Annotated in this window: 23 protein-coding genes; 17 read left to right on the top strand and 6 right to left on the bottom strand. The window is 71.2% G+C overall.

Annotated features, from left to right (window positions below):
- Nucleotides 1–216: 216 nt before the first annotated feature.
- The 7 genes from AB0M59_RS28450 to AB0M59_RS28420 all read left to right on the top strand — a co-directional run bounded on the left by AB0M59_RS28450 (nucleotide 217) and on the right by AB0M59_RS28420 (nucleotide 7,073).
- Entirely contained in the window at nucleotides 217–969 is a 753-nt protein-coding gene (locus tag AB0M59_RS28450; protein WP_364620843.1) for a sulfite exporter TauE/SafE family protein, read from the top strand.
- Nucleotides 970–1,012: 43 nt separating this feature from the next.
- Entirely contained in the window at nucleotides 1,013–3,277 is a 2,265-nt protein-coding gene (locus AB0M59_RS28445) for a xanthine dehydrogenase family protein molybdopterin-binding subunit (protein WP_364620840.1), read from the top strand.
- On the top strand, nucleotides 3,274–3,744 hold the full coding sequence (locus AB0M59_RS28440) for a (2Fe-2S)-binding protein (protein WP_364620837.1): 471 nt from the start codon (nucleotides 3,274–3,276) through the stop codon (nucleotides 3,742–3,744). The genes AB0M59_RS28445 and AB0M59_RS28440 overlap by 4 nt, the downstream gene beginning before the upstream one ends.
- The gene (locus AB0M59_RS28435) at nucleotides 3,741–4,544 is read left to right on the top strand and encodes a xanthine dehydrogenase family protein subunit M (protein WP_364620834.1); all 804 of its coding nucleotides are present in this window, start codon (nucleotides 3,741–3,743) and stop codon (nucleotides 4,542–4,544) included. The genes AB0M59_RS28440 and AB0M59_RS28435 overlap by 4 nt, the downstream gene beginning before the upstream one ends.
- A gap of 96 nt (nucleotides 4,545–4,640) precedes the next feature.
- Nucleotides 4,641–5,333 carry a flavin reductase family protein gene (locus tag AB0M59_RS28430; RefSeq protein WP_364620831.1) on the top strand — a complete coding sequence of 231 codons (693 nt, stop codon included), beginning with the start codon at nucleotides 4,641–4,643 and terminating at the stop codon, nucleotides 5,331–5,333.
- Between the two features lie 176 nt (nucleotides 5,334–5,509).
- On the top strand, nucleotides 5,510–6,739 hold the full coding sequence (locus tag AB0M59_RS28425) for a DUF222 domain-containing protein (protein ID WP_364620828.1): 1,230 nt from the start codon (nucleotides 5,510–5,512) through the stop codon (nucleotides 6,737–6,739).
- A gap of 10 nt (nucleotides 6,740–6,749) precedes the next feature.
- On the top strand, nucleotides 6,750–7,073 hold the full coding sequence (locus AB0M59_RS28420; protein WP_364621023.1) for a hypothetical protein: 324 nt from the start codon (nucleotides 6,750–6,752) through the stop codon (nucleotides 7,071–7,073).
- Between the two features lie 316 nt (nucleotides 7,074–7,389).
- On the opposite strand, the gene AB0M59_RS28415 is transcribed toward AB0M59_RS28420, so the two are convergent.
- Nucleotides 7,390–8,343, bottom strand: coding sequence for a hypothetical protein (locus AB0M59_RS28415; RefSeq protein ID WP_364620825.1), 954 nt, complete (start codon nucleotides 8,341–8,343; stop codon nucleotides 7,390–7,392).
- A 94-nt stretch (nucleotides 8,344–8,437) separates the two neighbouring features.
- Here AB0M59_RS28415 and AB0M59_RS28410 point away from each other — a divergent pair, with 94 nt between their 5' ends.
- The 8 genes from AB0M59_RS28410 (at nucleotide 8,438) to AB0M59_RS28375 (ending at nucleotide 15,639) form a co-directional block, all read left to right on the top strand.
- Complete coding sequence (locus tag AB0M59_RS28410; protein ID WP_364620822.1) at nucleotides 8,438–9,361, top strand: 2-dehydropantoate 2-reductase; 924 nt, start codon at nucleotides 8,438–8,440, stop codon at nucleotides 9,359–9,361.
- Between the two features lie 149 nt (nucleotides 9,362–9,510).
- A complete protein-coding gene (locus AB0M59_RS28405) occupies nucleotides 9,511–10,353 on the top strand; it encodes an ESX secretion-associated protein EspG (RefSeq protein ID WP_364620819.1) in 843 nt (280 codons plus the stop codon).
- Between the two features lie 22 nt (nucleotides 10,354–10,375).
- The gene (locus AB0M59_RS28400) at nucleotides 10,376–10,843 is read left to right on the top strand and encodes a hypothetical protein (protein ID WP_364620816.1); all 468 of its coding nucleotides are present in this window, start codon (nucleotides 10,376–10,378) and stop codon (nucleotides 10,841–10,843) included.
- A gap of 8 nt (nucleotides 10,844–10,851) precedes the next feature.
- The gene (locus tag AB0M59_RS28395; RefSeq protein WP_364620813.1) at nucleotides 10,852–12,837 is read left to right on the top strand and encodes a hypothetical protein; all 1,986 of its coding nucleotides are present in this window, start codon (nucleotides 10,852–10,854) and stop codon (nucleotides 12,835–12,837) included.
- 4 nt (nucleotides 12,838–12,841) lie between these two features.
- Nucleotides 12,842–13,186 carry a type VII secretion target gene (locus AB0M59_RS28390; protein WP_364620810.1) on the top strand — a complete coding sequence of 115 codons (345 nt, stop codon included), beginning with the start codon at nucleotides 12,842–12,844 and terminating at the stop codon, nucleotides 13,184–13,186.
- The gene (locus AB0M59_RS28385; protein WP_364620807.1) at nucleotides 13,183–13,737 is read left to right on the top strand and encodes a YbaB/EbfC family nucleoid-associated protein; all 555 of its coding nucleotides are present in this window, start codon (nucleotides 13,183–13,185) and stop codon (nucleotides 13,735–13,737) included. The genes AB0M59_RS28390 and AB0M59_RS28385 overlap by 4 nt, the downstream gene beginning before the upstream one ends.
- Nucleotides 13,738–13,822: 85 nt before the next feature.
- Entirely contained in the window at nucleotides 13,823–14,359 is a 537-nt protein-coding gene (locus AB0M59_RS28380) for a GNAT family protein (RefSeq protein ID WP_364620805.1), read from the top strand.
- On the top strand, nucleotides 14,356–15,639 hold the full coding sequence (locus AB0M59_RS28375; RefSeq protein WP_364620803.1) for an MFS transporter: 1,284 nt from the start codon (nucleotides 14,356–14,358) through the stop codon (nucleotides 15,637–15,639). Before AB0M59_RS28380 ends, AB0M59_RS28375 begins: the two co-directional genes overlap by 4 nt.
- Here AB0M59_RS28375 and AB0M59_RS28370 read toward each other — a convergent pair.
- Together AB0M59_RS28370 and AB0M59_RS28365 are read right to left on the bottom strand one after the other, a co-directional pair.
- Nucleotides 15,625–16,845 (bottom strand): SGNH/GDSL hydrolase family protein, encoded by a 1,221-nt coding sequence (locus AB0M59_RS28370; RefSeq protein ID WP_364620800.1) that lies wholly within the window; start codon nucleotides 16,843–16,845, stop codon nucleotides 15,625–15,627. The two genes, AB0M59_RS28375 and AB0M59_RS28370, sit on opposite strands and share 15 nt — an antisense overlap.
- A 411-nt stretch (nucleotides 16,846–17,256) precedes the next feature.
- Nucleotides 17,257–17,526 carry a hypothetical protein gene (locus tag AB0M59_RS28365; protein ID WP_364620798.1) on the bottom strand — a complete coding sequence of 90 codons (270 nt, stop codon included), beginning with the start codon at nucleotides 17,524–17,526 and terminating at the stop codon, nucleotides 17,257–17,259.
- A gap of 237 nt (nucleotides 17,527–17,763) precedes the next feature.
- On the opposite strand from AB0M59_RS28365, the gene AB0M59_RS28360 reads away from it, so the two are divergent.
- Nucleotides 17,764–20,115: an alpha-L-fucosidase gene (locus AB0M59_RS28360; RefSeq protein ID WP_364620795.1), complete on the top strand. Its 2,352-nt coding sequence runs from the start codon at nucleotides 17,764–17,766 to the stop codon at nucleotides 20,113–20,115.
- Here the strand turns inward: AB0M59_RS28360 and AB0M59_RS28355 are convergent.
- From AB0M59_RS28355 to AB0M59_RS28345, 3 genes are all read right to left on the bottom strand, one after another.
- Nucleotides 20,112–21,296 (bottom strand): 4-hydroxybenzoate 3-monooxygenase, encoded by a 1,185-nt coding sequence (locus tag AB0M59_RS28355; RefSeq protein WP_364620792.1) that lies wholly within the window; start codon nucleotides 21,294–21,296, stop codon nucleotides 20,112–20,114. The two genes, AB0M59_RS28360 and AB0M59_RS28355, sit on opposite strands and share 4 nt — an antisense overlap.
- A 50-nt stretch (nucleotides 21,297–21,346) precedes the next feature.
- The gene (locus tag AB0M59_RS28350) at nucleotides 21,347–22,828 is read right to left on the bottom strand and encodes a glycosyltransferase family 39 protein (RefSeq protein WP_364620790.1); all 1,482 of its coding nucleotides are present in this window, start codon (nucleotides 22,826–22,828) and stop codon (nucleotides 21,347–21,349) included.
- 106 nt (nucleotides 22,829–22,934) lie between these two features.
- Nucleotides 22,935–24,233, bottom strand: a complete 1,299-nt coding sequence (locus AB0M59_RS28345; protein WP_364620787.1) for a diaminopimelate decarboxylase — start codon at nucleotides 24,231–24,233, stop codon at nucleotides 22,935–22,937.
- Nucleotides 24,234–24,314: 81 nt separating this feature from the next.
- Here AB0M59_RS28345 and AB0M59_RS28340 point away from each other — a divergent pair, with 81 nt between their 5' ends.
- A complete protein-coding gene (locus tag AB0M59_RS28340; RefSeq protein WP_364620784.1) occupies nucleotides 24,315–25,199 on the top strand; it encodes a LysR family transcriptional regulator in 885 nt (294 codons plus the stop codon).
- Nucleotides 25,200–25,268 lie beyond the last annotated feature (69 nt).

Genomic DNA, 25,268 nt, shown 5'->3' with positions numbered 1-25,268 from the left:
GGTCCGGTCTCCGCTCACTGACAACCTTGTCATCGCGGATTCTGTGACGCTCCGCCGCGGCGAGGCAAGCCCGGCGGCGGATCCCGTCCGGTTTCGGACAAGGCCGGAGTAATTCGTATAACGACCTATACCTCGGGCGATGAGTCGCTCCCGCCCGCGAGCCGGTGGGAGCAATCTCACCGCGGCCCGCGGCACCCGCCGTGTTGAGATGACAACGTGATCACGGACCCCGGCGTCTTCCTCCTCCTCGTCCTGGCCGGGGTCGGTGCCGGCCTGACCGGGGCCATCGCCGGGCTGGCCTCGCTCGTCTCCTACCCCGCCCTGCTCGCCGCGGGGCTCCCGCCCGTCACCGCCAACATCACCAACACCGTCGCCATGCTCGGCACCACCGCCGGTGGCGCCGCCGGCGCGCGGCCGGAGCTCGCGGGCCAGCGGCAGAAGATCGTCCCGCTCTGCGTCATCACCACCGGCGGCGGCGCGTGCGGCGGGCTGGTCCTGCTCCTGACCCCGTCCGACGCCTTCACCGCGATCGTCCCGTGGCTGATCGGCGGTGCCTCGATCGTCCTGATGGCGGGTCCGCGCCTGCGCCGGCTGGCCGAAGGCGCCGAGCACCACGGCCTGCGCCCGGCCACCGGCGTCGCCGCCTTCTTCATCGGCATCTACGGCGGCTACTTCGGTGCCGCGGCCGGTGTGCTCATGCTCGCCCTGCTCGTCTCCGTGTGGAGCCAGCCGCTCGCCCGGACGAACGCCGCGAAGAACCTGGTCACCGGCTCGGCTAACCTGCTCGCCGCGGTCGTCTTCGCCATCACGGGCAAGGTCGTCTGGACGGCCGCCCTCGCCGTCTGCCTCGGCTCCCTCGGCGGTGCGTGGCTGGGCTCGACGCTCGTGCGCCACCTGCCCGCCACGCCGCTGCGCATCGGGATCGGCGTCGCCGGCCTCGGACTCGCGGCGGTGCTGGCGTTCTCCTGAAAACAGGGCATGATCGGCGGGGTATCGGCGAGCAGGAGACCAGATGAGCATTGTCGGGACCAGGGTGGTCCGCCAGGAGGATCAGAGCCTGATCACCGCGGGTGGCACCTACGTGGACGATCTGCGGGAGGAAGCGCTTTCCGGCGCCGCGCATGCGGTGTTCGTGCGCAGCCCCGTCGCGCACGCGCGGATCGAAAGCATCGATGTCAGCGAGGCGAAGGCGGCGCCGGGGGTGCTCGGCGTGTTCACCGCCGCCGACCTCGGCCTCGACCCGCACGCCGCGGGGCCGGTGAAGGAACCGTGGCTGGCCGACGGCGTGGTGCGCTACGTCGGCGAGCCCGTCGCGCTCGTCCTCACCGAGGAGCGATACCAGCTGGCCGACGCGGCCGAGCTGGTCGACATCGACTACGACCCCCTCGGCGCCGTCGCGAGCATCGACGCGGCACTGGCGGACGAGACGCTGCTGTACCCCGAGACCGGCAGCAACGTCGTGCAGGTCAACGGGGCGAAGGAGTTCGACGACGGGATCTTCGCGGACTGCGACGTGGTCGTCTCGACGACCATCGTCAACCAGCGCGTCGCGCCCGCGCCGCTGGAGGTCCGCGGCGCGTCGTGCGCTTGGGGCGACGACGGCAGGCTGACGGTCTGGCTTTCCACGCAGAACGCCCAGATCGCCCGCACGCAGGTGGCCATGAGCCTCGGCGTCGGCGAAGAAAAGGTGCGCGTCATCGCCCCGGACGTCGGTGGCGGGTTCGGCGCGAAGATCGGCGCGGACCCCGAGGCGACCGTCCTCGGCTGGGCCGCCAAGGAGATCGGCCGGCCGGTCCGCTGGGTCGAGTCGCGCAGCGAGAACCTCACGTCGATGACGCACGGCCGCGCGCAGCAGAACACCGTGACCGTCGGCGGCAAGCGTGACGGCACCGTCCTCGCGTACCGCCTCGACGTCATCCAGGACGCCGGCGCGTACCCGCGGACGCTGTTCCTGCCGACGCTGACCGAGCTGATGGCCGTCGGCGTGTACCGGTTCCCGAAGGTGGAGACGCGCAGCCGCGCCGTCGTCACGAACACGACGCCGATCGCGGCCTACCGCGGTGCGGGCCGCCCGGAGGCGACGGCCGCGCTCGAACGGGCAATGGACCGCTTCGCCGCCGAACTCGGGCTCGACCCGGCCGAGGTCCGCCGGGTCAACTTCATCCGGCCCGAGGAGTTCCCGTACCAGACGCCGACGGGCGCGTCCTACGACACGGGCGAGTACGCGGCGGCCCTGGACAAGGCCCTCGAAACCGCCGGTTACGCCGAACTGCGCGCCGAACAGAAGCGGCGGCGCGAAGCCGGCGACCCGATCGAGCTCGGCCTCGGGATCGCGACCTACGTCGAGATCACCGGCGGCGACTCCGGCGGGGAGAGCGGCCGCGTCGACATCCACCCGGACGGCTCCGTCGTCGCGTGGACCGGCAGTTCGCCGCACGGGCAGGGCCTCGGGACGTCGCTGGCGATGCTCCTGTCCGACCAGCTCGGCGTGCCGCTGGACAAGATCACCGTCCGCCACGGCGACACCGACGAGGTGCCCAAGGCCGTCGGCACGTTCGGTTCCCGGTCGTTGCAGCTGGGCGGCTCGGCGATCCGGCAGGCCGCCGACGAGGTGATCGCGCAAGCCCGTGAACTGGCCGCCGAGCTGCTGGAAGCCGCCCCGGACGACCTGGAGCTGGACGCCGAGCGCGGCGTCTGGCAGGTCCGCGGCGCGCCGTCGAGCTCGGTGCTGAGCTGGGCGCAGGTCGCCGAGACGGCCGCCCAGGGCAAGCTCACCGCCGACGTCTGGTTCGGCGGTGGCAAGCCGACGTTCCCGTTCGGCGCGCACCTCGCCGTCGTCGAAGTCGACACGGAGACCGGCAAGGTCGAGCTGCGGCGGATCGTCGCCGTCGACGACGCCGGCCCGATCGTCAACCCGCTGACCTTCCGCGGGCAGCGTCACGGCGGGCTCGGGCAGGGCGCCGCGCAGGCGCTGATGGAAGTCGTCACCTACGACGAAGACGGCAACCCGACGACCGCGACGCTGGCGGACTACTCGTTCATCACGGCCGTCGAGCTGCCGGACTTCGAACTGGTCGACATGGCCACCCCGACCGACCGGAACCTGCTGGGCGTCAAGGGGATCGGGGAAGCGGCGACGATCGGCTCGACGCCCGCGGTGCACAACGCCGTGGTGGACGCGCTGGCCGAGCGCGGCGTCAAGCACCTGGACATGCCCACGACCCCGATCCGGGTCTGGGCCGCACTCGAAGAAGCTCGGAAGGGAAACGCGCGGTGAAGGTTTCGATCGAGGTCAACGGGCGGCCGGTGGCCGAGGAGGTGCCGGACCGGACGTTGCTGGTGCACTTCCTGCGCGACACCGCCGGGCTCACCGGCACGAACATCGGGTGCGACACGACCTCCTGCGGCGCCTGCACGGTGCTGCTCGACGGCGAGTCGGTCAAGTCCTGCACGGTGCTGGCCGCGCAGGCCGACGGCCACGCCGTCACGACCGTCGAAGGACTGTCCTCTTCAGAGGGTTCGCTGCACCCCGTGCAGCAGGCCTTCCGCGAGCAGCACGGCCTGCAGTGCGGGTTCTGCACACCGGGGATGATCATGGCGTCGGTGTCGCTGCTGGCCGACAACCCCAAGCCGTCGCGCGACGAGGTGCGGGCCGGGCTCGAGGGCAACCTCTGCCGCTGCACCGGTTACCACAACATCGTGAGCGCCGTGATCGACGCTTCGGGGCAGGAGGTGGACCGGTGATCCCCGCCGAATTCCGCTACGAGCGCGTGTCCACAGTGGACGAGGCAGTGGCGCGGCTGTCGTCTTTGGGCGACGAAGCGAAGGTCCTCGCCGGCGGGCATTCCCTGCTGCCGCTGATGAAGCTGCGGCTGGCCGCGCCGGAGTACCTGATCGACATCGGGCCGGTCGACGAGCTGCGGTACGTCCGCCTCGACGGCGACGAGGTCGTGATCGGCGCTTTGTCCCGGTACAGCGACCTTTCGCGGGACCCGGTGCTGCGGGAGCACGCACCGCTGCTGGCCCACGTGTCCGGCGAGGTCGGCGACCGGCAGGTCCGCCACCGCGGCACGATCGGCGGGTCGCTGGTCCACGCGGACTCCGCGGCGGACCTGCCCGCGGCGGTGCTGGCATCGGACGCGGTGCTGGTCGCGCGCGGCCCGGCGGGGGAGCGGCGCATCCCGGCGTCGGAGTTCTTCCTCGGCCCGTTCACGACGCCGCTGGAGCCGGACGAGCTGCTGACGGAGATCCGCCTGCCGGCCCAGACCGGCCAGGAGTGGGCCTTCCAGAAGTTCACCCGCCGCGCGATCGACTGGGCGATGGTGGGGGTGGCCGTCGTCGGCGGCCGCGTCGGCCTGGTGAACATGGGCGGAGTCCCACTGCGAGCGACGGCGACCGAAGAGGCTTTGGCTTCGGGCGCCTCCATCGCTGCCGCGGCCGACTTGGCGTCGGAGGGAACTTCGCCGCCGGACGAGCCCCACGCGACGGCGGAATACCGCCGTCACCTGGCGCGGGTGCTCACCCGGCGGGCCCTGACCCGCTGACCCGTTGCCGCGATCACCGGCGTCTCGCCGGCGCCGGTGATCGCGACGGCCGATTCCCGCGAGCCTTCTTCGCGCGGCAGCGGCAGGATCGAAGGCGTGAAGACGGAAACCCTTGCGCACACGCCCATCGAGCCCGGCATCCTGTACTTCGGTACCCCGGTCGTCCTGATCTCCAGCGAGAACGAGGACGGCTCGGCGAACCTCGCACCGATGTCATCGGCGTTCTGGCTCGGCTGGCGCGCGATGCTCGGGCTCGGCGCCCGCTCCAAGACGGCCCAGAACCTGCTGCGCACGCGGGAGTGCGTATTGAACCTGCCTTCCGATTCGCTCGCCGCGGCTGTCGATCGGTTGGCCATGACGACGGGTTCGGATCCGGTTCCTCCGGGGAAGGTTTCGCGCGGTTACTTCCATGTCGCGGACAAGTTTTCGCGGGCGGGGTTGACCGCTGTTCCTTCCGAGACCGTTTCTCCTCCTCGGGTTGGTGAGTGTCCCGTGGTCATGGAGGCTGTTGTCGAGGCTGTGCATCCTGTTGCCGATGAGGATCCTTCGCAGCGTGGGGGGATTTTGGCCTTCGAGGTTCGGGTTCAGCGGGTGTTCGTTCATGACGAGATTCGGGTTGCTGGGAGTCCGGATCACATCGATCCTGATGCCTGGCGGCCTTTGATCATGTCTTTTCAGAAGCTTTATGGTTTGGGGTCGCAGGTTCATCCTTCTACTTTGGCTCGGATTCCTGAGCGGATGTATCGGGGGCCTGATATTGAGCGGGCTCGTGCGGTTTCTGCTTCTTGAGGCTGATTTTTCAAGATGCGGCTTCGCCGGGGCGTAGGAAATCGGCGCTTCCCGTTGTCGCCTGCCGCTCGGTGCGAGAGCGCCGATTCCCTACGCAACGGTGCCCCTGCCGGAGTTCATAGTGGATCACCCGGTCGTGTGATGAACATCCGTTCGTCTGCCGGTAATCTTGGTGTGTGGACAGCGAAGCGGTGTGGAAAGCAGAAGCGGTGGCCCTGGCCGACCGCATCTCCACCCTGCTCGCCGTCGCTCGGTCTACTGAAGCTGAGATCGGTTCTGTGCTGGCGGAAATCGAGTCGCGCGGTGTCATGGAGCTGTTCGGATACCGCTCTGTTGCACGGCTGTTCGAGCACCTTGCTGATGTCCCCAAAGCTGCCGCCGAGAACGTGGTCAAGCGAGCCCGAGCCCTCACCTCCAGCCACAATCTCGACGGCACCCCGATCCCCGCTGTCGCTCCCGCCACCGGCGCTGCCGCGTTGGACGGTCGGTTGAGCACCCCGATGATCGACACCATCGTCGGCGTCATGGCCCAGGTCCTGCCCGAGCACCGCGATGAGGCCGAGCGGCACCTGCTGTCGTTCGCCGAAGACGCCGGACACAAGCAGGTCGCCGCCCTCGGGACACGCATCCTGGCCCACCTCGATCCCGACGGCCAAGCCCCCGACGAGACCGAACCCGCCACACCCAGCCGCGAACTGTCGTTGCGCCGCAAAAGAACCGGGGTCTGGGAACTTCAGGGCCGTTTCGACGACGAAACCGGCACCCGCGCCAGCGCCCTCCTCGACTCTCTCGCGCAACGCCGCACCACCGACGAAGGCCCCGACCTCCGTTCCCCGCAGGAACGTTACGGTGATGCGTTCTCCGACGCGATCGACTTGGCCCTCAACTCCCCAGACCTGCCCATGCAGGCCGGCGAACGAGCCCACGTCATGGTCGCAGTCTCGCTGCAAGACCTGAAGTCTGGTGTCGGCCGGGCCATCCTCGGCGACCTCGGCACGATATCGGCGGCCGAAGCCCGGATCCACGCCTGCGACTGCAAGCTCATCCCCGCAGTACTGGGGACGAAGAGCGAACCTCTCGACCTGGGTCACCAGCGACGCTTGATCTCCACGCCGCTGCGCCACGCGCTGTACCTGCGCGACCGCGGCTGCGCGTTCCCCGGCTGTCATCGCCCACCGCGGCACTGTCAGGGTCACCACGTCCGCCATTGGGCCGGCGGCGGGCCGACGGAACTGGGCAACCTGGTCCTGATGTGCGCCCACCATCACCGACTCCTGCACCGCTCCGGCTGGCAAGTCCGCATAGCCGCCGACGGGTTGCCCGAGTTCCTGCCACCGGTGTTCCTGGACAAACGCCGAAAACCCAGGCGCAACAACCTGCACCAACCACTGCCGTTCGCGGCGTGAACAACCGAACATGGGAAAGGCCCGCAGCCACCGGCTACGGGCCTACACCCGCGCCTTCGATCTTCGCTACCTGCACACTCCCGCCGCGACCAAGCTCCGAGCAGCGTCGAAGCCCTGCAAGCTGCCTGCACACGTGCCACTTCTCCGAATTGGCGCGACCGCCGTCCCGTACTTCTGGAACCTGACCGCGTCCGGCTACGGCAACTCGTTCTACGCCGCCGCCGTGCAGTCCGGGACGCAGGACTGGAAGGCGTGGCTTGCCGATCTCGATCCAGACCTGATCGCCGCATCCCGCGTTCCGCACGTGGCTGCCGCACCTCGAGCTCCACCCTGAGCATCGCCCGGCTCCGCATTCCGAGCCCTGCGCGGGTCTACTGCTCAAGGTTCTGCGCGAGCCTTCCGCGCCTTCAGTCCGCGTAGGCGCCATTCCCAAGCGCTCGCGTCGCGCTGAAGCCCCCGGCGTTGCCCTCACCAGCCGTACTCCCGGTTGCCGGTCGTCTTTCATTGTCGAAGCACCGGTCGCGGGCCGCTCGAAGCCGCTGGGCCGTGCGCTTCTCGGCCGCTACCCCATCAGCCCGCCCTGGCCTGAGCCCGCCGGCCGAGCCGGCCGGCACCGCCCGGGCCCTCGAAAGCCGCCCCTCGGACCCACCTCAAGTCGCGTCCAGCTGGCTGAGCAGCGGTGCCAATGTCTTGATCCCCGCCGTCACCGCTTCGCGGCCCTTCGCCGAACTCACCAGCGGCTGCTCCGTCATCAGCACCACGACATACCGCCCACCCACGACCCCGGTCGTGTTCAACACCAATGCGTTGCGCAGGATCATCCACCCCTGCTTGATCTGCCACGAACGCCCCGGCAAGCCGTCGGGGATGCCGAAATACTGGTCCCACCCGTCATCCGCCGGGTTGCGTGCATTGCCCAAGGCCGCCAGCAACGGCGCTGCCACCTCGTCCGGGACCTCGTCCTGCAAATACTCGTACGTCGCCACCACGTCGCTTGCGCTGGTGCGTGCCATTCCCCACTGGGTCGGGTCCTCGGGCGGTGTCGTGTGCGCAAGCCCGAGCAACGCCGCCGTGCGGGTCACTATCGCGTTGCCGCCGTTCTGCTCCCAGAACGCCGAGGCGATCGCGTCGTTGCTGCCCTCCAGCATGTCCGTCAGGTCCTCGACCGTGTCCGCGTCCGGCAGCGCCCAGCCTCCGTTCGACCGGACCTCGTCGATCGCGATCAGGAGCTTGACCACAGAGGCCGTGTAGTACGGGCGGTCCGCGTCCACGGACGCCAGCTCCTTGCCCGACTCGCGGTCGTACAGGACGAATCCGACACTCGTGCCGCGCGACGCCGCCGTCACCGCGTCGGTCACCTCGCTCGCCACCGACGACAGATCCGGGTACGGGACCTCGGACGTCGAGGCCACCGGACTCACCGCCGTGTCGTCGGGAGAGTCGGGAGAGTCGGGAGAATCGAGGGAATTCGAAGCAGCCGGCGGGGCCGACGTCACCGCCACCGCCGTCACCCGGTGCCCCTCGGCCGCGACCACCGCGCCGGCCGTCAGCACGGCCGCCGCCAGGCCCGCGCTCGCCAACGTCCACCGGATCCGTCTTCCCATGCCTGGTCAACGTCCCGCGTTCCCGGATCGACCTGTCGTTTCGCTGTGTCTTGCTGTGGGAATACTGTGGCCGCCGCCGGGCGTAGGTCATGGTGTGAGCGACTTGAAGATTCTGGTGGTGGGCGCCGGCGCGACCGGTGGGTACTTCGGCGGACGGCTGCTGCAGGCGGACCGCGACGTCACCTTTCTCGTACGGCCGGGCCGGGCGAAACTGCTCCGGGACCGCGGCCTGCGCATCACCGGCCTTGGTGAAGAGACCGTTCTCGCGCCGCGGCTCGTCGAGACCGGGACCCTCGACGAGACCTACGACCTCGTGCTGGTGGCCGTCAAGGCGACCGGCCTGGCCTTGGCCATCGACGATTTCGCCCCCGCGGTCGGCCCGGAAACGCTGATTCTCCCGTTCCTCAACGGGCTCGCGCACATCGACGCCCTCGACGCGCGGTTCGGCAAGGACGCGGTGCTCGGCGGGGTCGCCAAGGTGCAGACGACGATCGACGACGACGGCGCCATCCGGCGGCTCGGCCCGTTGCAGAGCCTGGCCTACGGGGCCCGCACCGATCCCGCGCCCGGCAAGCTCGCGGACGTCGACGCCGCGCTGAAGGACGCCGGGTTCTCCGCCGCCCTGGACGAGCGGATCACCGAATCGATGTGGTCGAAATGGGTGTTCATCGCCGCGATCGGTGCGGTGAACAGCCTGATGCGCGGCACGATCGGCGATGTCGTCGCCGTCCCCGGCGGCACGGAGTTCGCCGAAGCCGTCGTGGCCGAAGCCGCCGCTGTCGCCGAGGCCGCCGGGTACCCGCTGCCCGCCGCCGACCTCGCGGCCACCCGCAAGACTGTCACCGACCCCGGGATGGGTGGATCTTCGCTGTACCGGGATCTGCTCGGCGGTCACCCGGTCGAGGGGGACCAGATCTTCGGTGACCTCACCGCGCGTGCCCGTGAACTGGGCGTTTCGGTGCCGCTGCTCGATCTCGTCACCCTGCAGTTGCGCGTTCACCAGCACCGCATCGGGTGACGTGATCACCGAGCGCGCTTTGCCCGCACAGGCCGGTGATCGTGGTCTTTCGGGCACCCGCGTGGCGGCGCCGACGCCGGGTTCTCGGGCACTGCTAACCTTCGGCAGGAAAGTTGCTTGAGGGTTTGACAAAGAAGCAGCGAGGGGAAATGGCGGACAGGTTCGAGTTCGTCCTCGAGGTCGTCGAAGCCCTCGTCGTCGGCCGGGCGACCGGTGGCGACGTCCGGCGCTACCCGTTGCGCGCGGGCAACCTCCCGGCGGACCCGGTGCGGTTCGTCGGAGTCGCGCGCCAGGTCTACGACGCGCTCGAGGAGCGACGGCTTTCGGTGTCGGGCGAGCTGCACCCCGGGGTGCGCACGGCGTTCGAGCTGCTGGCCGAGCCGCGCGTTTCGGTTGCGGTGAGCGGGATCGACGGCCTCGGCGCCGACGTCGCCGTGCTGGTGGTCACCGACGGCGCCCAGGCGCTCGGCATCACCCAGGCCGCGGACACGGACGAGCTGCTGTTCTCGCTGTTCGCCGACGAGGACCTGGTCGAGGTCGTCACCGGCGTGCTGCCCCCGGCTCCGGCCGCGACGACCGGCAAGCACGTCGTGCACCGCGCCGCCGGACGCGAGGTCTCGGCCATGGCGGCGAAGCGGATCGCGGACGCCGAATTCGACGAAGAAGAGACCGACGCCTTCGGCATGATCGAGGTCAAGGCCGTGGTGCGGCCGGGCCGCCGCCCGCCGGCGCCGAAGCCGTCGGACGTCGCGGTGCTCGAACGCGTGCTGGCCGAACCGCGGCTGGGCGGCGGCCACATCGCCGTCACCGCGCAGGGCCGGCGCGGCGAGCGCCTCGCGGGCGAACCGCTGAGCTGGCTGGACACCGCCGACGGCCGCTACCTGGTGCACACCAAGACCGGCGAGTCGGGCGAGCTGACGGCGGAGTACGTCCCCGCCGGGCGCGCCGACCTCGCGCGCGCGATCCGCGACGCGATCGCCGCCGTCTACTGAGCGGGAAGGGAAGACAGTCCTGATGACCGACGACACGGCGATGGCCGCCGAGGTTCTTCAGCCGGCGTTACAGGCGCAGACCGCGACCGAACCCGCGCAGAAGGCGCTGCTCGCGGCCCGGGTCGGCCTGGCGGGCGGTGAGCTGAAGCGGCTCGCGCAGTCCGGCGGCTTCGCCATCGACGACACCACGGGCAACCAGCTGATCGAGGCCCTCGAAGGCGTCCTCGAGTCCCTGGAGCGGCGCTGGGCCAACCTCCAGCGGCTGCACGACGCGCCCGCGATGAGCCGGACCGCGACCGGCCAGTGGGTCTCCGCGCACATGGTCAGCACCGCGGCCGACGAGCACGGCCTGGTCACCCAGCTGCAGGCGGCACGCCAGGAGTTCCCGACCTACATCGAGGCCATCAAGCTGGCCAAGCAGAACTACAAGTCCCGGGAAGAGACCACGCGCACGACGCTGACCTCGCTCCCGACCGCCGACCAGAGCTGAGGGAGACCGTGGCACCCACCGCCGAGTCCGTCTCGGATCCGTCGTCGCCGGACTACGACAAGCGCAGTCCGCTCTACGACGTGACGGCCGATTCGTCGTCGAAGTACTACGTCGGGCCGCTGAAGACGGACAACACACCCTCGGGTGACGAAATCCGCAACATGGCCACCCAGCAGATCGACGACGAGATCCGCGCCGGCTGGCTCGGCCCCGCCGTCGACCCGGTGCTGCGCGACAAGAAGATCCAGGAGCTGTACCAGCAGCACCTCGACAACGCCAAGCACGGCCTCGACGAGGGCCTCACCATGCGTGAGAACGGTGGCGCACCGAAAACGCTGTGGGCCAACGCGAGCCACGAGCAGATGAACGAGGCCATCACGCAGGACGCCAACCCGGCGACCGTCGCGGAGACCTCGGAGGAGTGGGTCGCGGTCGGCAACGACCTGGGCACCCACCAGAAGACGCTCGGTGACGCGATCAACGCGAGCACCAGCAACTGGCAGGGCGACGCCGGTGACGCCGTCCGCGAGCACCTCGCCGGCGTCGGCAAGTGGCTGGGCGCGACCGCGCAGGGCGCGACGCTGGCCGGCCGGCAGCAGGAGATCCACTCCCAGGCGCTCAACGAGACCCAGCGGCAGATGGCGGCGAACCCGCCGGTGCAGTTCGACCTGCAGAGCACCAACCAGAAGCTGATGTCGATGACCGACCCGGTGCAGTACGCCGCGGCGGCCGGCGAGGCCATGCAGACCTACCGGGCGCAGACGGCGGCCCGGGACCACGCGGCGCAGATCCTGACGCAGTACGACGACACCATCGGCGGCGCGGTCGCGACGCCGAGGTTCCCGGCTCCGCCGAAGCTGCCGTCCGCGACGGCGCGGTCGGCGACCAGCCCGGCTTCGGGCGGCGCAGGCACCGGAGCGGACGCTTCCCAGCCGCTGATGGCGCGTACGGCGATGGACCAGGCTTCGGCGCGGATCCCGGGCGAAAGGACCACGAGCGGCTTCGACGGCGTGAACGGCCCCGGCGGCGCGGGCGCGCCCGGTTCCGGCATTCCCGGCGGTGGCTCGGGGGCCGGTGGTTCCGGGTTCTCCGGCAGCGGCATCCCCGGCGATGGCTCCGGCGCGGGCGGGTCCGGCTTCTCCGGCGCGGGCATCCCCGCCGCGTCGGGCGGCGGTGGCGCGGGCGGTTCCGGCTTCTCGGGCAGCGGCATCGGCGGCTCGGGGGCCGGTGGTGCGGGCTTCACCCCGCCGAACTTCGACACGCCCGGCGGCGGCAGCTTCACCGGCTCGGGCATCCCGGGCTCGTCGGTGCCGATCGGCGGCGACTCGACGACGTCGTCGGGTTTCTCGCCGTCCGGGATCGGCGGCGGCGGTGGGGGCACCGGCGGCAGCGGCTTCAACCCGGGATCGATCCCGGGTATCCCGGACACCTCGGGCGGGGGCGGCGGCGGTATCCGCGGCGGCGGTATCCCCGGGTTCAGCCCGTCCGGCATCGACCCGATCACCGGCCTGCCCACCGGCACCGGCCCGGGCGGTATCCCCGGCGGCGGCATCGGCGGCGGCAAGATGCCGACCATCGGCCGCGGCGGCGGGATCAACGGCGAGAGCATCGCGAGCCGCCTCGGCGGCATCGGTGGCGGTGGCGCCGGCGGCGGATCCCTCGGCGGGATCGGCGGCGGTGGCTCGGGCGCCGGTGGTGTCGGCGGTGGTGTGCGCGGCACGGGCGCGGGCAACCTGAGCGGTGGTGCCGCGTCCGGCGCGGCCGCGGAGGCCGAAGCGGCGGCGGCGCGCAACGCGGCGACGTCGGGCCGGGCCGGCGCGGCGGGCAGCCCGGGCATGGGCGGCATGGGTGCCGGCAAGGGCGGTAAGAAGGAAGACGACAAGGAACACAAGGCCGCCGACTACCTCGAGAGCGACGACCCGAACTTCTTCGCGGGCGAAGAAGCGGTGGCGCCTCCGGTGATCGGTGACTGGAAGAACCAGGATTGGAAGTGAGCGCATGACGGCCGGCGGCTTCGAGGTCGAGCCCGACGAGCTGGTCGCGCACGCGAGCCACGTCGAGAGCCTGGTGGACCGGCTCAACACGGCGGCTTCGGCGGCCGACACGGCGATGTCGGACCACGCCTACGGGCTGCTGTGCGCGTTCCTCCCGCCGATCATCCGGCCGACGGGTGAGAAGGCGAAGGAAGCGCTGAACGCGTCGTCGGAAGGCGTGCGCGGCTTGGCCGACAACGTCAAGACCGCCGCACAGTCGTATCGCGACGGTGAAGAGGGCAACGCCCAGCCGTTCGAACGGCAGCTCACGGCCGCGCCGCGCACAGCTGAAGCGAAGGTGCAGGCATGACGGGCCCGAACAACGGCCTGGGCGACCTGATGCGGGACCCCGACGAGACGATCCGCCGGATGGACGACTGGGCGGCCGGGTTCGCGGCGAAGGCCGAGCGCTACCAGGCGGCGCAGGAGGAGACCGAACGGCTGCGGCTGACCGCGAGCAGCGGCGACGGCGCGGTGAGCGTCACCGTCGGCGCCGACGGCACGGTCACCGACCTGACGTTCAGCAACAAGATCAAGTCGTTCCCCCTGGACGAGCTGTCCCGGACGATCCTGACGACGATGCGCCGGGCGCAGTCCGGCATCGCCGAGCGCGTGGCGGGCGTGATGTCCGAGCAGCTCGGCGAAGAGGACCGCGAGACCCGGACGCTGCTGCTGGACAACCTGCGCGGCCGGTTCCCCGACCCGGACGAGCCGGACGACCCGCCGCCCGCCGAGCCGCCTCCCGCGCCGCCGCAACCGCCGCCGCCGGCGCCGTCCGGTGGTGCCGGACCGCCCCCGGCGTCGCCGCCGCGCCGCGCGGGTGCCACCGATCCGGACGAGCAGGACAACAACCCCTGGTGACCGGGGGCCGGCGACCCGGCGATCGGCGTGGCCCGGCCGGGCGGCACTGCTCGACAGACGGCGTCCAGGGGTCGACACTGGGCCGATGACCGGCCTGATCACCGGCAGCCGTGTCCGCCTGCGCCCTGCCGCAGCCGAGGACGCCGCCCGGTTCGAGGAGATCCTGTCGCACCCGGACGTCGCGCGGTGGTGGGCGGACGCCGAGGAACCGGTGGCCACCCAGGTTTCGTACCTGCTGGACCCCGACGACGGCACCACGACGTACGCCATCGAGCACGAGGGCGTCGTCGTGGGCATCGAGCTGGCCTTCGAAGAGGCCGACCCCCAGTACCGGCACGCCGGGATCGACATCGCGGTCCACCCGGACTGGCAGGGCCGCGGCCTCGGCTCGGACGCGATCCGGGCGCTGGCCGGGCACCTGTTCACCGTGCGCGGGCACCACCGGGTGGTGATCGATCCCGCGGCCGACAACAAGTCCGCGATCCAGCTGTACCAGTCGCTCGGCTTCCAGCCGGTCGGCACGATGCGCTCCTACGAGCGCGGTCCGGACGGCAGCTGGCACGACGGGCTGCTGATGGACCTGCTGGCCGAAGACCTCGTCCCCGCACTAGCCGGCTCGTGAACGCGGCGCCCCCGGCCGAGGCGGCCCGGCAGCTGCGGCGGGTCGCCGTGGCGAGCGCGATCGGGACCACGATCGAGTGGTACGACTACTTCATCTACAGCACGGCGACGGCGCTCGTGTTCGGCAAGCTCTTCTTCACGACGCTCTCGCCCGCGTCCGGCACGCTCGCCGCGTTCGCGACGCTCGGCGTCGGGTTCCTGGCCCGCCCGGTCGGCGGGATCCTGTGGGGCCACTTCGGCGACCGCGTGGGCCGCAAGGCGATGCTGGTGCTGTCGCTGCTCCTCATGGGCGTCGCCACGGTCGGCGTCGGCCTGCTGCCGACGTACTCCGCGATCGGTGTCTGGGCCCCGATCCTGCTGCTGATCCTGCGGCTGCTGCAGGGCTTGAGCGCGGGTGGCGAATGGGGCGGCGCGGCGCTGATGGCGGTCGAGCACGCGCCGGACGGGCATCGCGGCCGGTACGGCGCGTTCTCGCAGATCGGCGTCCCGGCCGGGCTGATCCTGGCGCAGCTGCTGTTCTTCATCCTCGGCCGTTCCCTGACCGACGCGCAGTTCGCGGCGTGGGGCTGGCGGGTGCCGTTCCTGGCGAGCATCGTGCTCGTCGGCGTCGGCCTGGTGATCCGGCTGCGGATCGAGGAGTCGCCGGTGTTCGCGCGGCTGCGGGAGTCCGAGGCGCGCAGCAGCCGGCCGATGGTCGACGTCCTGCGCGAGCGGCCGCGGGCGCTGCTGGTGGCGGCGGGCAGCTTCATCGCGAACACCGCGATCGGGTACATCTTCCTGGCGTACCTGCTGTCCTACGGCACTTCGGTGCTGAAGATCGACCGGACCACGTTGCTGGTCGTGGTCATCGTCGGCAGCGTGACGTGGCTGGTGAGCATCCTGGTCACGGCGGCGTGGTCGGACCGCGTCGGCCGCAAACCGGTGTACCTGGCCGGGTCCATCCTGCTGGTCGTCTGGCCGATCCCGTTCTTCCTGCTGGTGGACACCAAAGCCGCGGTCTGGCTGATCGTCGCGGTGGTGGTGCTGAACATCGGCCTCGGCGCGACGTACGGGCCGCAGTCGGCGCTGTTCGCGGAGCTGTTCGAGCCGCGCTACCGCTACAGCGGCGCGTCGTTCTCCTACGCCGTCGGCGCGGTGCTCGGCGGCGGGTTCGCGCCGCTGATCGCGACGGCGTTGCAGACCTCCACCGGGACTTCGCTTTCGGTGTCGCTCTACCTCGTCGCGGTCGCCGTGGTGAGCCTGGTGGCGGTGCTGTTCATCCCGCGCTCACAGCCGGTCTAGGCGGACCGCGGCGGCCATCCGCTCGTAGCCCGCGTCGCCCGGGTGGAGGTGGTCGCCGGAGTCGTACGCCGGCAGCATCCGGAGCGGGTCGGCCGGGTCGCGGACCGCGGCGTCGAAGTCGACGACTCCGTCGAAGACGCCGCCGGTGCGGATGAACGTGTTCACCGCGGTGCGGGTCGCTTCGAGGGTTTCGTCGTAGACGCGCCAGCCCTTGAACGGGGTGAGCGTGCCGCCGAGGACGCGGATGCCGCGGGCATGCGCCTGCGTCACCAGCTGGCGGTAGGCCGACGTGATCGCGTTCGGGTCGGTCTGGTGCGGGTCCTGCTGGATGTCGTTGATGCCCTCCAGCACGATCAGCGTCCGCACGCCGCCGACGCTCAGCACGTCGCGGTCGAAGCGGGACAACGCGTTCTGGCCGGCGCCGGACCCGGGCACGTCGAGCAGCAGCCGGTTGGCGCTGATGCCCGCGTTCAGGACGCCGAATCGGCCGTGCAGCCGGTCGGCGAGGTAGTCCGGCCAGCGGTGGTTGGCCCCGGCGACCGAGCCGACGCCGTCGGTGATCGAATCGCCGAGCGTCACGATCGAGGCCTCGGCACCGCCCTGGACGTCGACGCCGGAAACGTAGTGCCACACCGACGTCTGCTCGTTGTAGGGCGCGCCCGACTCGCTGCCGGCGAAGTCGCCCGCGCGGGTGAAGTACGACGTTTGCGACGCGGCCGGGTGGTAGGTGACGGGGCCGGACTTCGTGGGCACGTAGGTCGTGACGAGCAGGTTGGCGTCGGCCGGGATCCGGACGTTCACCGGGTCGCTCAGCGCCTCGGCGCCGGCCGGGACGACGACGCTCGCCGCGCCGCCGAAGGTGAGGGACCGCAGGGTGCCCGGCACGGCGTCCGGGCCGGTGCCCTGCACCGCGACGGTGACGTGCCCGAAGGTCAGGGGAGTGGCGCCGAAGGCGTTCGACAGGTGGACGCGAGCCCGGCCGCCGCCGGCACTCGTGTGCACGACGTTGCGGATCGAGTAGCCCGGATAGCCGTCCGGGGTGTTGGCCACGGCGGACGCGGGTGAGGCGGCCCACGTGCCCACCCAGCCGCCGACGGCGTGCTCGGCGACCACCGGGACAGCGCTTTCCGAACTCGCGCTGCCGGATGTCGTGAGGATGCCGATCCCCGCCAGTACTGCCGCGCCCAGAGCCAGAAAGCGTCGCATGCACTCACAGTGGCGCGGCTGCTCCGGACCAGCGACCGCTGATCAGGTGACCGAATCGGACAAGATCCCGGACAGTTCGGACGGGCCTGGACCGACGGGCGGAGCGGGCCCGTCCGGGATTCTGGGGATGCCGGACGGGCCCGCGCGAGGTGGCCGTTGCCGCGACGGCCGCTCGCCGGAGTGCCCGGTCCCGATCGGGCGGAGGCTGGCCCGGATCGTTGCATCATGGCGACTCCGGAGGGCGTGTGCGAGACGCCCTCACCCCAAAGCACGGCCACCGGCCCGGCCCGGTTCAGCGCATTTCCGAGGTTTCTCGTACCGTTCGCCGGTGGGGCAGCGAAAAGCCGTGAAGTCCACCTTGAGGAACAGAGAGTTCCTCAAGGTGGCCCTCACGGCTTTCGAGCGGGAGGCTCAGGCTGCGGCGGCGGGAAGATCTTCGCCGAGCGCGCGGTGCCCGGCGTCGGTCAGTTCGGCCGGGGCCCACTGGCCGACGACGGTGACGCCGACCGCGCGGATCAGCCCGGCGCGGGCGAGGTCGTGGGCGGTGTTCTGGTCACAGCAGGACAACCCGTCCACGCGGAGGTCGGGTTCACAGCTGCAGCGGAGCTCGGCGCGACCCTCGCCGATCGCCTTGAGCATGGCGATCGCGCGGCGGCTCAGCGCGCTCGGGTAGGTAGACATCGGTCTGGCCTTTCGACGCGGCTGGTTCTGGCGGCGAGTGCTGCAGCTCGTTACTGAGGACTACGGGCCGGACACGGGCACGGTTCACTTCGATCGCTCCGGTTGGCCCCTTGACAGCGGAAGGCGCAGCGAGCAGGGTCAGTCATCGGATGAATCAGCTCCGCCAATGACAGATCGGCCTGCCAGGGGCGAACTCTGTCGTCATTCCGCCGTAGTCATCCGATCCCTGGAGGTTCAATGACGACCTTCCCTCGCCGTCAAGCCCTCGGCATCGCCCTGGGAGGCGCCGTCGCGCTCAGCGCGGCCGGTCTCGCTCCCGCCGGCGCGGCCGTGCCCGTGGGCGCCGCCCCGGACGGCCCCGACACCCCGATCGTCCCGCCCCCGCCACCCGTCCCGGTCGCGCTCGACGCCTGGTTCTCCAACGACGGCATCGACAGCGCGTCGGCGACCGGCGGCGACTTCGACGGCTCCGGCTACACCTTCCCGGCCGAGCACGTTCCGGCCGGGCAGACCGTGACCGCCGGTGGTGTCCCGTTCCGGCTCGGCTCCGCGGCCGCGGGCGCCAAGAACAACATCGCCGCCACCGGCCAGACGATCGACCTGCCGAAGGGCCGGTACTTCGTCGCCTACTTCCTGGTCGCCGCCAGCTACGGCACCACCGGCGGCACGGCGACCGTGCACTACGCCGACGGCAGCACGAGCGCCGGCTCCCTCTCCGGCCCCGACTGGTACACCGGCACCGGCGCCCTGGTCTCGCCGTTCCGCTACGCGCCCGGCGGTGTCGTCGACGACAACCCGGTTTCGCTGGCCACCGGCCAGGTCTGGATCGACCCGGCTCGCGACGCCGTCGCGCTGACCCTGCCCACCACGGCGACGCCGGCGCCGAACGTCTCCAGCCTGCACGTCTTCGCCCTCACCCTGCAGCCGGTCGCGGTGGGCCGCTCGGCGCTGATCCTCGACGGCCGTTCGACGGCCAACCTGCTGACCGACGGCGGTCCGCAGGCCGCCGAGGCGACCGTCGTCAACGCGGGAACGGTGTGGCTCGGGGCCCGCGACCGGATCACCGTCACCGTCGACGTCCCCGGCGGCCGCACGACCGTGCCGGCGACCATTCGCGCGCTGGCGCCGGGGGAGCAGGCGACGGTCCGGCTCGGGCTCGCGCCGAACGCGTCCGTGCCGCCCGGGACCACCACGAACGGCCAGGTCCGCGTCACGGCCGGGCGCGGCACCCTCGCCACCCAGCAGGTCCCGATCACCCTCGGCGTCCCGGACTTCCGGCCGACCGACGCGTCGCTCTCGACGCACCGCGCGCCGTACTGGTTCAACGACAGCAAGTTCGGCATCTTCATCCACTGGGGCGTCTACGCCGTGCCCGCGTGGGCGCCGGTCGGGCAGCAGTACGCGGAGTGGTACTGGCAGAACCAGCAGGACCCGAACGGCGCGACTTACGCCTACCACAAGGAGAAGTACGGCGAGAACTTCGCCTACGACGACTTCATCCCGATGTTCACGGCGAAGAAGTTCGACCCGCGCACCTGGCTGAAGCTGATCGCGGACGCGGGCGCCGAGTACTACGTGCTCACGTCCAAGCACCACGACGGATTCGCCTTGTGGGACACCAAGGTCAGCGACCGCAACTCCGTGAAGCTCGGCCCGAAGCGCAACGTCATCGCCGAACTGTTCGCGGCGTCCCGGAAGTACACGCCCCAGCTGCGCAACGGCCTGTACTTCTCGCTGCCCGAGTGGTTCAACCCGGACAACCCGTGGATGGGTCACGCGCCGCGCAACCCGTACACCGGAGCGCCGCTGCCCTACACCGGCTACACCGCCGGGAAGGACTTCGTCCGCGACTACCAGGCGCCGCAGGTGCTCGAGCTGATCTCGGAGTTCGACCCGGACGTCCTGTGGTTCGACATCGGCGGGGTCAACGACAGCCGGAACGTCCTCACCGAGTACTTCAACCACGCGAAGAACCGCAAGCGCCCCAAGGACGTCACCTACAACGACCGCGGCGGCATCCCCGACCACGACTTCACGACGCCGGAGTACACGACGTACCCGAACACGGTGGTGGCGAAGTGGGAGTCGAGCCGCGGCCTCGACCCGTTCTCCTACGGCTACAACCGCGCGACCCCCGACGACCGGTACATGACGGCGGAGGAGGTCGTCCGGACGCTCGTCGACATCGTCTCGAAGAACGGCAACTTCCTGCTCGACATCGGCCCGGACTTCGACGGCACCATCCCGGACGTCATGCAGAAGCACCTGCGCGACGCGGGCGCGTGGCTGAAGGTCAACGGCGAGGCCATCTACGGCACGACGTACTGGTCGCGGATGGCCCAGCTCGGCGACCTGCGGTTCACGGTGAAGCAGAACGAGGCGTTCTACGTGCATTCGCTGGTGGCGCCGGGCAGCAGGCTGGTGGTCGACGCGCCGGTCCCGATCCGCGCGGGTGACCGGGTGAGCCTGCTCGGGTACCGCGGGAACCTGCACTGGACGGTGGAGAACGGCTCGCTGGTGATCGACGTCCCGGCCGCGGCCCGGCAAGCGGGCCGCTTCGCCTGGGTGTTCAAGATCGCCTGGAGTTAGAGGTCGGCGTTCTTGCCGATGTACAGCTCCGCGAACGCCGCCGCGGCCGCGGGCGAACCCAGCAGGCGACGCATCCGGGCCTCCTCGATGCGCGCCGCGAACGGGTTTTCGCCCGTGGCCGCGGTGTGGTGGAAGATGTCCGACAGCCACAGTGAGAACTCCTGGTACTGCCACACCAGCGGCAGGCACGCGTCGGAGTACCCGGCCAGCCGGGTGGGGTCGCCCGCGTAGTGCGCCTCGTACGCCTCCGCCAGCAGGAACGCGTCGTGCAGGGCGAGGTTCATGCCCTTCGCCGCGATCGGCGCGACCAGGTGCGCCGACTCGCCCGCCAGGTGCAGCCGGCCGTGCGCCATCGGCTCCACGACGTAGTTGTGCATGTCGAGGATCCGCTTTTCGATCAGCTTTCCTTCGGTGATCGGCCCGTCCGGCACCCCGAGCCGGGCGCGCAGCTCCGTCCAGACGCGCTCGTCGGGCCAGTCCGCTTCGGTTTCGCCCGCCGCCGTCTGCAGGTAGAACCGCGTCACCGTGGGCGTGCGGGCCATGTGGGCGCCGAACCCGCGCGGGTGGATGCCGAACAGCACTCCGTCGGCGGACGGTGGCGCCTCCGCGAGCAGGGCCAGCCAGCCGATTCCGTAGTCGTGGTGGGACTTCACGGTGGATTCCGGGGGCAGGTAACTCTGGGAGACGCCGCGCGCGCCGTCGCAGCCGGCGACGAAGTCGCAGTCGATCCGTTGCTCTCCCTCCGCGGTCCGGAAGGTGACGGCGGGGGAGTCCGACGTCAGGTCGTGCAGCCGGACGTCGGAGACCTCGAAGACGGCCTCACCGCCCGCGTCGGTGTACTGCGCGACCAGGTCGGTGACCAGGAGCTGTTGTGGGTAAACGAAATGCCGTTGCCCGGTGACGTCGCCGTAGTGGAAGGCGTGCCGCCGCCCGGCGAACCGGAACTCGAACTTCTCGTGCCGCGGCGCCTTCGCGACGAGCTGCTCGCCGAGTCCACGCTCTTCGAGGCCGCGCACGGCCCACTCCTCGATGAACCCGGCCCGCGGCCGCTGTTCGATGAACGCCCGGCTCTCCTGCTCCAGCAGTACGCAGCCGATTCCCGCCCGCCGCAGCAGGTTCGCCACCGTGAGCCCGGCCGGGCCCGCCCCCACCACGACCACCGCCGTGCGCGTCGCCACCATGCGCCCGAGGGTAGCGTGAACCGGACGAACCGTTCAGTAGCTGTGTCCGATCAGTAGAACTGGCGAAGTACCGGCCACGCCGTCGACCACGGCTCGGTCAACGTGCACAGCGAGAGCATGACGCCGTCTTCGTCGTTGTCGACGCCTTCGGCGTTGTGGTGCTTGGTCACCACGCGGCACCCGGTGATCAGCCGCGACGCGGGCGAACCGCGTTCGAAGCTCCCGATGAGCAGCACCGGGCCGACCTGCCGGTCCGGCGGCGGGCCCCAGTCGGCGTAGGACATGTGCGGCGAGTACGGCTGGGGCAGCCCGCGCGCGGGCCCGTAGTGCTCGAGCGCGCCCGCTTCCCCGTAGTTCCCGGCGAGGATCACCGCGGTGTCCCGCTCGGTGGCCGGGATCCGCGCCCACGCGCCGGCGACGGTGTCGGCGAACTCCGGCCAGCCGACCTGCTCGCCGGGCTCCTTGTTGACCGCCAGCAGCGGGCCGTTCAGGGCCGAGGCCGGCACCACCGGGAGTCCGGTGAGGACGGACACGGCCGCGCACACCACGGCCGCCGCGCCGATGAGCGCCCGCCGCGTCGTCCCGCCCCGGCCGAGCCACCGCAGTGCCGGCTCCGCGCCGAGCGCCACCAGCGGCAGCAGCAACGGCACCGAGTAGTACGGCTTCCCGCCCAGGATCAGGAGCTCCGCGCAGACCACCGGGTAGGCGATCGCGAGGGCACGGGCCCAGCGCAGAGCCGGGTCGCGCCAAGGCCGCACGAGCCCGGCGATCCAGACGGGCACCAGTACGGGGGAGAGGTACACCAGCTGCATCGGCACGAACAGGACGCGGTTCTCGCCACCGTCGTCGTCGCTGATCCCGCCGGCGACGGTGAGCATCGGCCAGCCGTGCGACGCTTGCCAGACGACGACCGGCGCCGCGAGCACGGCGGCGATACCGATGCCGGCCGCGAGCCACCAGGTCCGCTGCACCCGGCGCGGCCCGGCGACGACCACGCCGATGCCGAGCCCGGACAGCAGGAGCAGCACGAGCCATTTGTTCGCCATGCCGAGCCCGGCGGCGGCACCGACGGCGAGCCACCACCGGCCGTCACCGGTGCGCAGGAGCTTCAACCCGAACAGGGCGATCAGCGACCACAGCAGCACGTCCGCCGAGTTGGTGGCCAGCATGTGCGACACCACGAGGACGTACGCCGAGAGCGCCGTCGCGATCGCGGTGAACAACTGCGTGCCGCGGCCGCCACCGAACTCGCGGGCGATCAGCGCGACGACCACCACGGTCGCCATGCCGAGCAGGGTCGCGACCACGCGCAGGCCGCTGGGTGTTTCGCCGAAGATCGCCGTCGACGCGTGCGCGAGCCACGGTGTGATCGGCGGGTTGTCGACGTACCCCCAGTCCGGCCGGCGGCCCGCCGCGACGAAGTACAGCTCGTCGCGGTGGAAGCCGTAGCGGCCGGACAGCGCGGTCAGGATCACCGCCTGCGCGGCGACGACGATGCCCACCGGCAGCGCGGCGAACCGCGGCAGTGACAACCGGGCCTCCGGCCCGGGGCTTCGCCACCCGGACCCCCGAAAAGCTTCCGCACGACCGGCCCCCATGGCAGTCTCCCCTCGGCGTGCCCGGATGCTACGCCGGTGATCATGCTTCCGGGAGCGCTCCGACGAATTCGCCGCCCGCGTCGGCGACCAGCTCGGCCAGGGACTGCGCGCGGCGGATCGGCGTGAACTCCACGTGTCCGCGCGCGGACACGGTGAAGCCGTGCACGGCCGGGCGCGGCAGCGTGTTGTAGGCGTAGTGCGCGCCGAAGTAGTAGGCGCCGGTGTCGTGCGCGACGACGAGGTTGCCCGGCTCCAGCAGCGGCAACGGTCGTTCTTTCGCCAGGAGGTCGCCCGCGAAGCACAGGGGCCCGGCGATGTCCTGCGGGACGTCGGGACCGGACTTCGGCCGGCCCGCGGGGTCGAGCGCGGTCAGCCGCAGCGGCCAGTGCTCCGGCTGGAGCACCGTGCGGGCCGCGACCTGCGCACCCGCGTGCGTCACGGCGATGGGCCGGCCGCCCGCGACCTTCGTGTACTCGACGGTGCTGACGAGGAAGCCGTTCTTCGCCAGCAGGGACCGGCCGAACTCGGTGACGAAGGTGTAGCGCCCGTCGGCGAGGGCCGGGACCTTCGCCAGCAGCGTCGCGACGTAGTCGGCGTAGGTCGGGCCCGGGTCCTCGGAAGTGAAGTTCACCGGGAGGCCGCCGCCGAGGTCGAGGCTGGTGACCTGCCGGTACCCGGCCGCGGCGTTGATCTCCTCGGCGAGGGCGTGCACCGCGGCGACGCCGTCGGCCATCAGCTCCGGCGGGCAGCCCTGCGAGCCGACGTGGACGTGCAGCCGGGTCAGCCAAGGCCTTTGCGTGAAGGCTTCGAGGACTCGATCTCGGTTGTCCCGCAACGGAATGCCGAACTTGGACGTCGTGGTCGCGGTGCTGGTGTCGCCGATCCGGCCGGCGCCGACCTGCGGGTTGATCCGGAGGCCGAGGACCGAGCGCGGGTGGTCGCCGACGAGCGCGTCGAGACGGGACAGTTCCTGGAAGTTGTCGGCGTTGATCGCGGTGCCTTCAGCCAAGGCGTGGGCGAGCTCGGCGATGGTCTTGGCGGGGGAGTCGAGGACGAGCCGCGGACCGCGGACACCGGCGGCTTCGGCGACGGCCGTCTCGCCCGGGCTCGCGACCTCGGCGTCCACCCCGAGGTCGGCGAGGTACCGCAGGACGGGCGCGAGGCCGCACGCCTTGGCGGCGACGGTGTGCTGGACGCGCCCGAGCGGCGCGAACGCCTTGGTCAGGTCTTCGACGGCTTCGCGGATCCCGGCGAGGTCGACGAAGCCGGCCATCGGGTCGAGGAGGTTCTCCTCCGCGGCGGCGGCGAGGGCGTGGAGCTTGCGGTCGGTGCGGTTCACGTCCCCAGTCTCGGTCCGGTGTCGGCGGACGGTCCAAAACTTCGTCCCTCTTGAGCTATAGGCCGGTCCTATAGTGGCTGGGTGGACCTGCGCCGATGGCACTACTTCGCCGTGCTCGCCGAGGAGATGCACTTCACGCGGGCGGCGGCGCGGCTGTTCGTGTCGCAGCCGTCGTTGAGCCAGCAGATCCGGGCGTTCGAAGCGGAACTGGGGGTGGCGCTGCTGGACCGTTCCGGCCCGCGTTTCGCGCTGACGGAGGCGGGCCGCGTGGCGGCGGCTGAGGCGCAGGAGCTGCTGTCCCGGCTGGACCGGGCGCGCGGGGTCATCGCTGCGGCCGGCCGCGGAGACGCCGGCCGGCTGCGGATCGCGTACACGCGTTCGGCGCCGGGCCCGCTGGCCGGCGACCTGGTGGCGGCTTATCGCGGTGCTTTCCCGAACGTCTCGCTGGCGCTGGAGACGGGTTGGACGAGCCTGAACCTGGCCCGCCTGGCCGCGGGCGAGATCGACGTGGGCTTCGTCCGGCCGCCGGTGGTTTCGCCGGGCATCGAGGTGGCGGTGGTGGGGTCGGAGGAGGTCTTGATCGCTTTGCCGTCGGGACACGAGCTGGCCCGGCGTCGCGGCCGGTTGCGTCGGAGGTGGATCGCTTCCGAGCCGGTGGTGTTCTGGCCGCGATCGAACGGCCCGGGTCAGTACGACGCGATCAGCGAGCAGGTCTGGCCGGGCGGGGTGCCGCGGATCGTCCGGGAGGAACCGGAGGACGAGCAGCTGATGCGTGCGGTCGCCGAGGGAGCGGGGATCGCGGCGGTGCCGGAGCACCGGGCGCGGGGGTTGAAGCGTCGCGGGGTGGTGCTGCGGCGATTGGAGGAGCCGGTGCCGGTGATCGATCTCGGGCTGGCTTGGCGGGCCGGGACGGTGGCGCCGGTGGTGCGGGCTTTTGTGGACTTGGCCCGCGGTGTGCAGGGGTAGGTGGGGTCTGCGCACCGCACGCCGCATCGCGGCGGCCGACACTCGGCCCAAGCGACCGGGATCACCCGG

Source organism: Amycolatopsis sp. NPDC051371 (assembly GCF_040682155.1).
Lineage (GTDB): Bacteria > Actinomycetota > Actinomycetes > Mycobacteriales > Pseudonocardiaceae > Amycolatopsis.
This window is presented reverse-complemented; position numbering and strand designations above follow the sequence as displayed.